Below are 13,474 nucleotides of genomic sequence, written 5' to 3'. Positions count from 1 at the left end.
CCGGTTCTCAAGGTGCACGCCTGCGCTGGTTCCCGGTTCCACCGGGCCGCGCGGCAAGGAGATATATTGCCAGACCGCGAAGCGATGTGGGACGTCAATTCCACTCTTCACAAGTCCTACACAATCCATGACTTTCTATGTAGGTAGTAGAAAGTCGAGTGCAGCAAGACCGCACGTATCAGATGATGACCCTTCGGTTAAGAGATATGTAAAGATCGGTCACCTGTAAGTGTTTATCTACCCGCGCTTTTAGCTATGCAAACCAGCGCTTTCGATAAAAAAGTGGGAGCGCCGCGCACAGCGCGACACTCCCCTAGCGATTCAACAGAATCTATTAGGCCTCGAGAGCCTTCTTGGCAATGGCAGCCAGCTCGTTGAAGGACTCGATGTCCTCGTAAGCCATCTGAGCCAGGACCTTACGGTCGAGCTCGATGCCGGCAACCTTCAGGCCGTGCATGAACTGAGAGTAAGAGATGTCGTTCAGGCGAGCGGCAGCGTTGATACGGGTGATCCAGAGAGAGCGGATCTCGCGCTTCTTGTTGCGGCGATCACGATACTGATACTGCAGGGAGTGCTGGACCTGCTCTTTAGCATGCTTGTAAGTACGCGAAGCGGCACCGTAGTAACCCTTCGCACGGTGCATAACGGTACGGCGCTTCTTCTTGGCGGCAACAGCGCGCTTAATACGTGCCATGTTCTATCAACTCCTAGACGGTAAAACGAAAAACGGGAACGCGAACTTAGGCGAGACGCGACTTGATGACCTTGCGGTCGGCAGCGGCGATCTCGGTCTCCTGACGGAAGCCACGCTTACGCTTGGTGGACTTCTTGCTCAGGATGTGGCTCTTGAAAGCCTTGGCGCGCATAAGCTTGCCGGTACCAGTCTTGCGGAAACGCTTCTTGGTGCCGCTGTGGGACTTCATCTTAGGCATGAAATACTCCTTAATCGGTTACAGAACACTAGTTACTTAGTATCGCTTGCCGCTTTATCCTCATCGAAGGCGCCCTTAATCGGGGCGAGCAGCATAAGCATGTTACGGCCTTCCATCTTAGGCTTGGACTCGACCGTAGCGTAAGGCTTGAGATCCTCGGCGAGACGCTCGAGAACGTTAAGACCCTGCTCCGGGTGAGCCATCTCACGGCCGCGGAACATGATGGTGATCTTAACGCGTGCGCCCTTCTTGAGGAAACGCAGAACGTGGCCCTTCTTGGTCTCGTAGTCGCCAACGTCGATCTTGGGTCGGAACTTCATTTCCTTGACCTCGACCTTGGACTGGTTCTTACGAGCGGCCTTAGCCTTCATGGCCTGCTGGTACTTGAACTTACCGTAGTCCATGACCTTGCAGACCGGCGGCTCCGCGTTGGGAGCGATCTCGACCAGGTCGAGACCCTGATCGTCGGCGACGCGCTGGGCATCGCGGATGGCGAACAGGCCGAGCTGAGAGCCATCGACGCCAATCAAACGGCACGAAGATGCGGTGATCTCGTCGTTGATGCGGGTGTCATCAGACTTAGCTATTTTCCCTACCTCCATTCATAAAAAAATAACCCGGCGCTTTTCAGCAACCAGGTCGTAAACATAGACATCCTCGGTATGAGGAAGGGAATCTAGGTTGTATGACCAGTCAGCTGCTCATTGGCGCCAAAAGGTGGGAACCCTCGGGTTCCTCTTTAGGGCATTGCGGGAACAACGCCTTGCGAATAATAACACGTACCGCGCGTTATCACATTACGTACACGAAAAAGGGGGCTTTGAACCCCTTGAAGCGCAGGTGCATGTATGGTGCCCGAGGCGAGACTCGAAGGGCCTTCGCTCCGCGAAGCCCCGGGCTTCGGGCGCACGGCGCCCTCGCCACGCTCCGCTACAAACAGGCCACAGGCCTGTTTGCTTAACGCTCCGCGCGCTCACGCGAGTTCGGCACGAAAAAGGGGGCCTTGACCCCCTTGAACGCTCACTTGCATGTATGGTGCCCGAGGCGAGACTCGAACTCGCACGTTGTTGCCAACGGTGGATTTTGAGTCCACTGCGTCTGCCAATTCCGCCACTCGGGCACGTAATGCGTGAGTTAGTTTATCACAGCTTTCTGTTGATTAGTCCGAAAATGGAACTTCGAGCATTTCGATAAGCTCAACCTTGCGCAACATCTCCCGCTTACGACATCCACGTCCGTTAACCGAGGCCTCGCCCATCTGGTTGTCATAGGGGTCCTCACGCATGCCATCGAAAGCAGGCACAAATTCAGCCTGGAATCGATTGTTGGCCACCATACGCCACGGGTCGAGATTGCCAAAGTAGTGACGACGACGCCACTCCTCCCCCATCCTACGTGCCGAGGAACCAAACGATACGTCGGCGTTAAGCCAACCGGTCTGGGGTGTGTAGAACTCGGCCCAGTCGTGCGGTCCCACCGAATCGGGCGCAACATAAAGGCCGCTCTGCCAACGAGCGGGCACGCCCGCGATGCGGCACATGGTGATAAACGTGAGCGCCATAACGCCGCAATCGCCGCGGAGCGAATGCGCACAGTCGTCGGCAATAGATCCCAAAAGCAGGTACGGTGGCTGATAGCGATAGTCGATATGCTGTGTCAGGTAATCATAGATAGCACGAGCGCGATCGAGCGGATCCTCGAGCCCGTCAACAACACGCTCCGTCAACTGTCGCAAATACGGCGTGAACGCAATGTGCGGACGGTCCTCGGAGGTGTCCTCGGGCAGCGGCGTGTCCATGCACGCATGCGATGGGAGCGCGCCACCATAGATATCGCAATAGGCAGCATCGATGTGATAGCGATAGGTCACCGAGAATAAATGTTCAGTCGAAGATATCCAAGAGGCAGTACGAGCCGAAACGTTTTCAGAGGCAACGGTACCCTCCGACGTCATATCGAGAACCTCGATTTGAGACTGTTGACGACAGGCGGCGGCAACGGGAAGCCACGCGCGAACGGTCTCTCCCTCCAGAGCCCCGGGAACAGACACGGATGCCTTAAGCGTGATGACGCGAGTCAACCCGTTTTGCGACTCCATCTCCCTGAGCATCTGGTTACGCAGCGCAATGCCGTCCGTAGAATCGGGACGCAGGCCCGGAACCTCCTTGGGGTACACGCGAAGCGAATCGAGGAAGTTATCGAGAACAAACAGCTCGCCATCGATAAAGCGCCAGTCAATTCGCTTACGATTAATCAGGTCATCAAACTGCTCTTCGGTAAACTCAGGCCACTCCTCGAGAATCATCGCAATGGCTCGATCACGCGACACCGAAAAATGAAGCGGCGTCTCGAGCATGCGATACCGCTCGGCACGAACACAAGCAGCCAGCGAAGGCTCAGGTTTCTGCTCCAGAAGACGATCGCAGGCAGCAACAGCCTGCGTCAAATACCCGGCATCCTTAAGACGAAGAATCTCGGGCGGCAGTCCAATATCGAGATGACGAAAATCATCACAGCAAACATCAACAGAGCAACCAACAGGACCCTCGTCAATAACCTTCCCATCAGAAGGCAGCACATTAATAACAGCCATACCAAAACTCCAAGTCACTAGAACGCTTGCAGTCCATTGTAGCGAGATAAAAAAGAAAGCCCCAACAAGGGAGCCATCAACACCGCCGAACGGCAATCAAATAAATTATTCAGCCTCGTAACCCTGCGGCGTTAAACAAAGGAAGCCCCGTCCCCCGGAACTGTTTCCTTGGCGCGACTTCTGGCGAAGCCAGTAGCCATTTTAATTCAGCCCAGTAACCCTGTAGCGAGTTAACAAAGGAGGCCCCGTTCACCCGGAGCTTTTCCCATTGCGCGACTTCTGGCAAAGCCAGGTGAGCGCAAGGGAAAAGCGTAGGGTGAACGGGGCCTCCGGCGGGAAGTTAAACCGCTACTTACGCCTTGTTGACGGAGCCAAACTCCTCCATGAGCTCCTTGGTGCGGGCAACGATGTTGTCGCGACCAGGCTTGAGGAGCTTGCGGGGGTCGAAGCCCTTGCCCTGCTGATCCTTGCCAGCCTCGATGTACTCACGGACGCCCTTGGCGAAGACGAGCTGCAGGTCGGTGTTGACATTGATCTTGGAGATGCCCAGGGAGATGGCCTTCTTGATCTGATCCTCGGGGATGCCGGTGCCACCGTGCAGAACGAGGGGCAGGTCGCCGGTCTGAGCCTTGATCTCGCCCAGACGCTCGAAGGAAAGGCCAGCCCAGTCGGCGGGATACACGCCGTGGATGTTGCCGATGCCGCAGGCGAGGAAGTCGACGCCCAGGTCAGCAATCTGCTTGCACTCAGCGGGGTCAGCGAGCTCGCCGTTGGAGGTCACGCCGTCCTCGGTGCCGCCGATGCCGCCGACCTCGGCCTCGATGGACATGCCCTTGGAGTGGGCAAGCTCAACGAGCTCCTTGGTGCGGTCGAGGTTAAGCTGGAAGGTCTCCTCGTGAGAGCCGTCATACATGATGGACGTGAAGCCGGCCTCGATGCACTTGAAGCAGTCCTCGTAAGAACCGTGATCGAGGTGAAGGGCGACGGGAACGGTAACACCCGTGGCCTCGACGGCAGCCTTGACCATGTCGGCGCAGACCTTGAAACCGCCCATCCACTTAGCGGCACCAGCGGTGCACTGAAGGATCAGCGGAGACTTGGCCTCCTCGGCGGCCTGGAGAATAGCCAGGGTCCACTCGAGGTTGTTGGTGTTGAAGGCACCGAGAGCGTACTTGCCGGCCTCGGCCTTCTTGAGCATGTCTGCTGCGTTGACGAGCATAAAAGAAACCTCCTGTAAGGTTGCTCCGATAACGCCTGTGATTTTACCACGGCGCACCCGAGCATAAACGTTCGTTTGTTCACGAATATCGTCCAAACAGACTTTTTTGACCGTTTGCCCTACGAAATTGACCCGTTGGGGAAAAATAGCTTGACGTTTGGACGCTTCTCGTGCTTTAGAAGCTGACTATAAAACTACACCCGCATGAAAGGGTTCTGCATGAGCTCGCGTGCCATGGTGGTCGAATCGCTATGCCCGGTTAGGCAAACGGTATCGGGCGGGAGAAGCCGGGCGAGCTTGGAGAGCGAGCGCAGAATCGCCGCCTCGTCGCCACCGGCAAGATCGGTGCGGCCGTGGCTGCCCGGGAACAGGGTGTCGCCAACAAAGGCGATGCTTCCCTGCTCGGTGGCGGCGAACAAGACGATCCCGCCCGGCGTATGCCCTGGTGTCTCGATCACCTGCAGGCAGATATCGCCAACCTCGATAGCATCGCCCTCGGCGAGCAGGCGCGTCGGCTCCCCGGGGTCGGGCGTCTCAATGCCCCACATAGCTCGCTGTTCCTCGATGTTCACATGCGGCACCGCCACATCCTTAGCACACAGCTCATACTGGCAGCCCGCGCCAACGGTGGTTCGCACGCCGGCAACACCACCAACATGATCGGCATGGCCATGAGTGCATACGGCGCCAAGCACGCGTACGCCGGGATGCTCGGCTCGAACATGCTCCACCAGGCGCTCGCCTTCCCACGCAGGGTCGATAATCACGCATTCATTGTCCGAGATAACAGCATAGCTATTGGTCTGAATGGGACCGTTTACGAGTGTCTCGATCTCGACCGATCCCTTGGGAGTTACATCCAAGGACACAGCATTCATGTCCCTTTCCTCTCTATAGAACTCGAGGCATCAAACGATGCCTCGAGTGTAGCGAATATCGATAATATGGCGCGTTCGTCGCGACTAAATGCGGCGCTTAAGCTGGGCTCCACCCTCGCCGGGCATCAGGCGGCGCGCGTCGTAGACCGAGTCAACGCTGCTGATAGAGGCCAGCAGCGGATCCAGACCACTCGCGTCCGAGATCTCGACCATAAAGCGCAAGGTTGCAATACCCTCGCGGTTAGTCGACGTGGCGGCAGAAAGGATATTGCCGCCCGCATCGCCAATGGCAATGGTGACATCCTTGAGCAGCCCCATGCGGTCCAGGCACTCGACCACGATCTCGACCTGGAAGAGGGTGTCGGCTGCGCCGTCCCACTCCACTTCGATCATGCGCTCGGGATGCTCCATAAGACCCTTGACGTTGGGGCAGTTGGCGCGATGCACCGAAACGCCACGACCGCGCGTGATGAAGCCGACGATATCGTCGCCCGTCACCGGATTGCAGCAATGCGCCAGACGGACCAGCAGGCCGCTGTTGCTCTCGCCCTTGACGATAATGCCGTTGCTGGCGCTCTTGCCGCGCTTTTGCGGCTTGCGGTTGGAGCCTCGGGCCGGCTGCTTGACGACCTCGGCGATAGCCTCGGCCTTGGTGAGCTGTTCCTCGGGCTTGGGGTCCAAGATTTGCTCGACCTTGTTACCCACAGCGCGTGGGGCAACCTTGCCGGCGCCGACGGCGGCAAACAGGTCCTCGAGCTGCTTGTAGTTAAACTGCTCCGCCACGGCGTTGAGCGCACGCGTCGAGCGCGGCGTAGAGATGCCATACCCGCGTTTGCGCAGGTCCTTGGCCAGTATATCGCGGCCGGCAGCAGCGTCATCGTCTTTGGTCGCGGCGGCGAAGTAACGGCGAATCTTTGACTTGGCCGAAGGTGTCTTGACGATCTTGAGCCAATCACGCGACGGCTTAGAACTCTTGTTGGTCAGGATTTCAACGCGGTCGCCCGTCTTGATCTCGTGCGTGAGCGGGGCCACCGCACCGTTGATCTTGGCACCGACGCAGTGGTTGCCCACCTCGGTGTGAACGGCGTAGGCAAAGTCGAGCGGCGTGGAGCCGGCACGAAGCGCCATGACCTCGCCCTTGGGCGTAAAGACGAAGATCTCTTGATCGAAGAGGTCGACCTTCAGCGAGTGCAGGTATTCCTTGGCGTCGGTAATCTCATCAGACGCTGCCCAATCGAGCGAATGTTTGAGCCAGTTAATCTGGTCGTCCAAACGTTGAGCGTCATTGGTCTTGGAAGCAGACGATCCGCCCGATTTCTTATACAGCCAGTGGGCGGCAATGCCGTACTCGGCCTGCTCATGCATCTCGTAGGTTCGAATCTGAATCTCGAGTGGGCGGGCCGTGGGGCCGATAACCGTCGTGTGGAGCGACTGGTAGTTATTGACCTTGGGCATGGCGATATAGTCTTTAAAGCGACCGGGCATGGGGTGCCACAGCGTATGCACCGCGCCGAGCGTGGAGTAGCAATCGCGCACCGAATGCGTGATGACGCGCAGTGCCACCAGGTCGTAGATCTCGGAGAACTCCTTGCCCTTGCGCTTCATCTTTTGGTAGATGGACCAATAGTGCTTGGAGCGGCCATTGATCTGGAAGCCCTCCAGGCCAATGCGGTTGAGCTCGTCGGTGAGCGTCTTGATGGTCTCGGCCAGATAGCGCTCACGGACCTCACGAGACTCCGCCACCATGCGCGCGATGCGCTGGTAGGCGTCGGGCTCAAGGTAGAAGAAGGACAGGTCCTCGAGCTCCCACTTAATAGAGCTCATGCCCAGACGGTCGGCCAGGGGCGCATACACGTCCATGGTCTCGCGAGCTTTAAACAGGCGACGGTCCTCACGCAGGGCTGCAAGGGTGCGCATGTTGTGCAAACGGTCGGCAAGTTTGACGATAATGACGCGGATGTCCTTGGACATGGCGAGGAACATCTTGCGCAGCGTAAGCGCCTGCTTCTCGTCCATGCTATCGACTTCGATGTTGGTGAGCTTGGTCACGCCATCGACGAGTTCGGCCACCGTATCGCCAAACAGGCCGGAAACATCGGCAAGCGAGGTCTCGGTATCCTCGACGGTATCGTGCAGCAGCGCGGCGCACACCACATCGCAGTCCATCTTGAGGTCGGCCAAAATGATGGCCACCTCGACGGGATGGTTGATGTACATCTCACCCGAGCGGCGCTTTTGGTTGCAGTGCTTCTCGGCAGCAAAGCAATAGGCCTGCTCCACCTTAGAAAAGTCGTCCTCATTCATATATTTGAGGCACAGGCGCTCCAGCTTGTCGTAGCTGTCCGCCATAATCTCGGGCGGCAGCTCATCGGCATGCTTATAGTGCTCCATCTCCGAAAAAGGCTGGAGGGTGGAATCATGGGCGGTACGGGCTGCGGCATCCATCGAGGTCCCCTTCCCCTAGGCCCGCGGTACGATCGGGCGGTTAACTTTGGCTAGCATATCAGAAGCGCACGAATCGAGCGCCCAGCTCCGGAAAGCCGAGAACTCCATGCGCGAGCGCAAGCCCTCCAAATAGCGAATTGACCTGCTCAGTTGCACACGGCCAGGGTTTTCGGCCATCGCGATGCGACGGGTGTCATCAAACCCCGAAACGCGACAGAAACCAAGCTCTTCGAAGATTCCCAGGCCGCTTTCCACCGAGCGCTCGTCGACCGGCGTGCGGGCATCGATGGCAAGGCACATCTGCGCAATGTCGATATCGCTCGCGCTAAAGGAATCGTCCCCCGTCTTGCCGCGGTTGGAACGCCACATGGTCTGCAGCGCTCGATAGAGCGTGACGAGCTCGTCGCGCTCGGGCGCGTAGCAGTCGAGCAGGCGCTCGTTAATGCGAGCGTCACGCGACGAATAGAGCAGGTGAATCACGGCAGGTTGGCCGTCGCGACCGGCGCGGCCGCTCATCTGGTTGAACTCGATGGCGCCAAACGGCATGTGGTAGAGCACGACATGTCGGATATCGGGCAGGTTGACGCCCTCGCCAAAGGCAGAGGTCGAAACGATGCAGCTGAGGCTTCCGTCTCGGAATGCCTCCTCCACGCGGCGGCGATCGGAGCGCGCAAGCCCCGCGTTATAGAACGCGATGCGGGTCGCGCAATCGGGCACCCGCTTGCGCAGCGTCTTGGCAAGCGCCACGGACTGGTCGCGCGAGTTGACGTAGATGACGGTCTTCTCCCCCGTCGCCACGATTGACACCAGGCGGTTCTCCCGGCTCGCAAGGTCTCGGTCATCCTCGAGCTGCAAGTTCTCGCGCACCGTCTCGTCGACCACCGTGCGGGTAATCGGTAGCACGCGGGCAAGCTCGGCCACAACCGGAGCCGTTGCGGTGGCCGTCGCCGCCATAACGACCGGGTCGCCCAGGGCCTTGAGGATATCGGGCATGTCGAGATAGGCGCTGCGGTCGCCGCCCTTGGCAAGACCGGCGTGGTGTGCCTCATCGATAACGACAAAACCGATGCGTCCCGAACGCGCAAAGCGGTCGCGGTGAATGGACAGGAACTCAGGCGTCGTGAGCACGATGCCGGTGCGGCCCGAAGCCAAACCGGCAAACACGTCATCGCGCGCCGCCTCCACGGTCTCGCCGGTCAGCACGCCAACGCCAATGCCGAGCGCGGCCATAGTCGACGAGAGGTGATAGGCCTGGTCGGCAACGAGCGCGCGCAGCGGATAGACAAAGATGCTCGCACGCCCGCGAAGGACCGCCTCGCGCGCGGCATGCACATGGAAGATGAGCGACTTGCCACGCCCCGTTCCCATAACGGCCAGAACACTTTGGTGATCGGCCAGGGCATCGAGCGCCTCGACCTGCGCGCGGTGTGGCTGGTTCGAGCCGATAAAGCTATGGATAAGCGAGCGCGTCAGCTCGGTATAGGAAAGCTGGGCGAGCGTTTGGCGCTTGCGGGACTCCAGACGGAGACCGGCGTCCGCAGGCTCCACGCCGCGGCGAAGCTCACATGCCGGGTCGTCAACGCTGGGCGCCGTGGTATTGCGAACCAAGACGTCCTTGATCATGAGCTTTGGCTTTACGCGACCCTGCCAATGCTCGGCCACGGCCTCGAACACCAAATCGACGGCGCTATCGCAATTGATGAGCTTATCGATCTGCGGCACACGGAACATAATGGCCGGCACACTCGCGGCGCCATCGGTCGCCACGAAGCGCATGTGCTCGCCGGTTTTGCCCACCACGGCGCGATCGCACATTGTCACGCCCTCGGCCGCCAACAGCGGCACCTTGTTGCCCTGGCCAAACGGCTCAAGACGGGAGATCTGCTCGATGGTCTCAATATTCAGCTCGGAAAGGTCGACGGTGGCGGCAACCTCGTCGGTGTCCTCAAAGTCCTCGGCGGGAAGCTCGGACAGCACGGCGGAAAGGCGACGGCGGAACTCGTCGAGCTTGGACGCCTCGATGGTCACGCCCACCGCACCCGCATGCCCGCCGCGACGAATCAGCAGATCGGAGCAGCGTTCTACGGCGTCGAACAGGTTGACCTTGCCCACCGAGCGACCCGAACCGCGAGCGATACCGTCTTCGATCGAGAACAGCAGCGCCGGCACGTGATAACGGTTGGTCAGGCGGCTCGCTACGATACCCTTGACGCCCTCGTGCCAGCCCTCGCCGCCCACGACGATTGCGCGCCCGCCATCATAGGTCTCCTCGACCTTTGCCATGGCATCGCGCGTGAGCTCCGCCTCGATCTCGCGACGCTGACGGTTAATCTCCTCGAGCTCGGCCGCCAGCGCGCTTGCCTCGATAGGATCGCGGGCAAGCAGCAGGTCGAGCGCCAGCTTGGGATCGGCCATGCGGCCCGCGGCGTTCAAGCGGGGAATGAGCGAAAATGACAGGCCATCGGCCGTAATGCTAGAGAGGTCGGCCTTGGCAAGTGCGGCAAGCGCGATATAGCCGGGACGGGCCGTCACGCGCATCTGCTGAATGCCCTCGGCGACCAGTGCGCGATTCTCGGGCGTGAGCGGCATCATATCGGACACGGTGCCCAGCGCCGCAACCTCGATCAGCGAACGCCAATACGACGGCTTGCCCAGACGCTCGCCCAGGACCTGCACCAGCTTGAGTGCCACGCCGGCACCGGCAAGCTCACGCGAAGGACCCTCGTCCTCGAGCTTAGGGTCGGTCAGGGGCACGCCCTGCGGCACCTGATCGGAGGGCTCGTGATGGTCCGTGACCACCAAATCGATCCCCAGGCTCTCCAGATAGGAAACCTCTTCCTTGGCGGCAATACCGTTATCGACGGTCACAATCAGGTTGGGTTGGGCGAGCTCGTTGACGCGGTCGAGCGCCGCGCGCGAAAGACCGTAGCCCTCGTCAAAGCGATGCGGAATAAACGGCGTGACATCGGCGCCAAACGTGCGCAGCGCCTCGGTCAACAGGCAGGTCGACGTAATACCGTCAACGTCAAAATCGCCAAAGACCGCGATGTGCTCGTGGTTACGAATAGCACGCTCGACGCGGTCGGCAACGACCGACATGCCCGGGATAATGAGCGGGTCGGCCCAGTCGCGATCGAGCGAAGGCGTCAAAAACAGCTGGCCTTCCTCGATGGATGTAATGCCGTGCGCAACCATAATGCGCGCCACCAGCCCGGGTATGCCCAGGCCAGCCGAAAGCTCCTTTTCGAGCTCGGGGTTTTGCTGAGCGACCGCCCAGCGATGCGTCGTCTTAAGCGATGACATAGGCGCCCACCCCCGATAGGGGCAGGTCGCCGCGATACCTCTCACGGTTCATAGCGATGAGTCCTCTGTGTATGCCCGCTTCGGCAGGCAGATCTGTTGAACGGATTTATTATACCGTGCAGCGCGGACGCAAATCGCCGCAGCACGCCGCGGTTTCGGTAAACGATGCCGGTAATACCCTCGAAATATTCGAGCGTTTCTGACGCACGAACGCATGCGAGCGTCTAGCATATCCATTCAAAACGGATTCACGAGCAAAGGGAGGCACAGGCGCATATGAAGCAATGGGTTGGACTGGGCAAGTTTCTCGCGGGGCACATGCAGGTCATCGTTCCGATTTGCGTGGCACTCGGCGTGCTCTTTCCTCAGCAGATTGGCGTACTCAAGCCCATCGTTCCCGCTCTCTTCGCCTTTATGACATTCCAAGGCGCGATCAGTAACACCTTCCACCAGGTAGCTGAGGTGTTCCGCCGTCCGCTGCACCTGATTTTGGCGCTGCTCGTCTCGGCGGTGTTTATTCCCATAGCAGCTTATGCCATGGGATCGCTGTTCTTTGGCTCCAACCCCAACCTTGTCTGCGGCATCGTGCTCGAGTACAGCGTACCCGTGGCGGTCACTGCCTTTATGTGGATTAGCATGTTCGGCGGCAACGGCCCGCTCGCGCTTACCATCATCCTGACGTCCTCGGTTATCTCCCCTGTGACGATTCCGCTCACGCTTAAGCTCTTGCTGGGTGCCACCGTCTCAATCGATGTGCCGAGCATGATGCAGGACATGGCCTTCATGATCGCCATCCCCGCCGTGCTCGGCATCGTGATCAACGAGCTCACGCGTGGATGGGGACACGAGAAGCTCTCCCCCGCACTCTCGCCCGCCTGCAAGTTCATGATGATGGGCGTTATCGCCTCCAACTCCACCGCCATGAGCGAGTACGTTCTGCACATGAACGCGATGCGCCTGGAAGTCGCCCTCTTTATTTTGACCTTCGCCATCAGCGGCTTTATCGTCGGTTTTCTGATCGCCCGCGCGTTGCACCTGCCGTATAGCGAGACGACCACCATGTGCTTTACCTGCGGCATGCGCAATATCTCTTCGGGCGCCGTCATCGCCACACAGTATTTTCCCGGCGAGGTCGTGTTTCCCGTCATGTGCGGCACGCTGTTTCAGCAGGTACTCGCCTCGCTTATCGGACATCTCTTTGAGCGTCTAACCGGCGAGGAGCGCGCCGCCCAGCGCAAGCGGGTCGAGGCCGGCCGCGACGCCATGGGACGCTAGGCTGTCCGCATTACGCGGGTGTTAGTCTTACTATACGAACGTTTCCAGATGCGCACGCAGGCGCTCAGCATCGACATCGAGCGTCGTCTCGGCATTGACCTGGGCTAAACGATAGCCGACGAAGTAGGGCGAAACCACCCAACGCGGCAGCGCCTTGGCAATGGTCCGACCGCCCAGGTGATAGAAGAACAGATTATACGACCCTGCGCGACCACCGTGGTGCTCGTTCAGGATATAGCGCAGAGCTACCTGGACTGCATCGGCGAAGAGATCCGCCTCGGCTTGATCTCTCGTGTCATCGCTGGCAGAGATTCCCTGCGGGGCTGAAACGTTGATCTCAAAGAACCCCATGATGGGTTCGGTTGAGATGTTGGCCGAGATCCTCCCCTGTTGCCAGACATTGATGCCTTCGAAATTGGCGGAAGTCAGCGAAGCATAGCCGTCTTCCTGCTCCAAACCCACAATCTGCATGTGCGGATGAACGAGGCTACCGCCCGAGAGCGGACCCTTGTTCTTGTACATGAGCACGCTTCGATACTGCTGTGAATCGATCATCTGCTGCCAGCAACCCAGGGCAAACCGCATCACATGGTGGAGTTCATCCGGCTCATAGGTCACCAGGTCGGCATCGTGATCGGCCGACTCGATCAGCACGGTTTGACGGGTGGCGCGCAGGGTCTTGAACTTATTCTCGAGCCAAATGCAATCGCCATCACGGCGAATGATGTCGGTGAGCCCTTCTGTATCGCAAAAGGGACACGCGGTGCCGGGGCGGCGGTTGTCGTCGGGCTTACCGTTCGCCTGCTGAACGTCAAATACCAGCGCCACG

10 protein-coding genes and 1 tRNA gene are annotated in these 13,474 nt (G+C 59.2%); 1 reads left to right on the top strand and 10 read right to left on the bottom strand.

Translation table 11 applies throughout. From position 1 onward, the window contains the following. Positions 1-334: 334 nt before the first annotated feature. From rplT to recJ, 9 genes are all read right to left on the bottom strand, one after another. A complete protein-coding gene (rplT, locus tag I2G40_RS04260) occupies positions 335-694 on the bottom strand; it encodes a 50S ribosomal protein L20 (RefSeq protein WP_022094123.1) in 360 nt (119 codons plus the stop codon). 46 nt (positions 695-740) lie between these two features. Continuing rightward, a complete protein-coding gene (gene rpmI, locus I2G40_RS04255) occupies positions 741-932 on the bottom strand; it encodes a 50S ribosomal protein L35 (protein ID WP_006234422.1) in 192 nt (63 codons plus the stop codon). Between the two features lie 32 nt (positions 933-964). After that, positions 965-1,534 carry a translation initiation factor IF-3 gene (gene infC, locus I2G40_RS04250; protein ID WP_006234423.1) on the bottom strand — a complete coding sequence of 190 codons (570 nt, stop codon included), beginning with the start codon at positions 1,532-1,534 and terminating at the stop codon, positions 965-967. A gap of 431 nt (positions 1,535-1,965) precedes the next feature. After that, positions 1,966-2,052, bottom strand: a tRNA-Leu gene (locus I2G40_RS04245). Between the two features lie 39 nt (positions 2,053-2,091). Continuing rightward, entirely contained in the window at positions 2,092-3,525 is a 1,434-nt protein-coding gene (locus I2G40_RS04240; protein ID WP_195544296.1) for a transglutaminase-like domain-containing protein, read from the bottom strand. Between the two features lie 352 nt (positions 3,526-3,877). Then, a complete protein-coding gene (gene fba / locus I2G40_RS04235; RefSeq protein WP_006234429.1) occupies positions 3,878-4,744 on the bottom strand; it encodes a class II fructose-1,6-bisphosphate aldolase in 867 nt (288 codons plus the stop codon). 194 nt (positions 4,745-4,938) lie between these two features. Next, positions 4,939-5,622 carry an MBL fold metallo-hydrolase gene (locus I2G40_RS04230; RefSeq protein WP_195544295.1) on the bottom strand — a complete coding sequence of 228 codons (684 nt, stop codon included), beginning with the start codon at positions 5,620-5,622 and terminating at the stop codon, positions 4,939-4,941. Between the two features lie 84 nt (positions 5,623-5,706). Continuing rightward, a complete protein-coding gene (locus I2G40_RS04225) occupies positions 5,707-8,067 on the bottom strand; it encodes a RelA/SpoT family protein (RefSeq protein ID WP_195544294.1) in 2,361 nt (786 codons plus the stop codon). Positions 8,068-8,082: 15 nt separating this feature from the next. Continuing rightward, a complete protein-coding gene (gene recJ, locus I2G40_RS04220; protein WP_195544293.1) occupies positions 8,083-11,370 on the bottom strand; it encodes a single-stranded-DNA-specific exonuclease RecJ in 3,288 nt (1,095 codons plus the stop codon). A 276-nt stretch (positions 11,371-11,646) separates the two neighbouring features. On the opposite strand from recJ, the gene I2G40_RS04215 reads away from it, so the two are divergent. After that, the gene (locus I2G40_RS04215; RefSeq protein WP_195544292.1) at positions 11,647-12,645 is read left to right on the top strand and encodes a bile acid:sodium symporter family protein; all 999 of its coding nucleotides are present in this window, start codon (positions 11,647-11,649) and stop codon (positions 12,643-12,645) included. A gap of 30 nt (positions 12,646-12,675) precedes the next feature. Here I2G40_RS04215 and I2G40_RS04210 read toward each other — a convergent pair whose 3' ends face one another. Continuing rightward, positions 12,676-13,473: a DUF4931 domain-containing protein gene (locus I2G40_RS04210; RefSeq protein ID WP_195544291.1), complete on the bottom strand. Its 798-nt coding sequence runs from the start codon at positions 13,471-13,473 to the stop codon at positions 12,676-12,678. Position 13,474: the final 1 nt, after the last annotated feature.

The sequence above is a fragment of the Collinsella aerofaciens genome (assembly GCF_015558785.1).
Lineage (GTDB): Bacteria > Actinomycetota > Coriobacteriia > Coriobacteriales > Coriobacteriaceae > Collinsella > Collinsella aerofaciens_P.
Note: the sequence above shows the minus strand (reverse complement) of the source record. Positions and strands in the feature narration are given on the sequence as shown.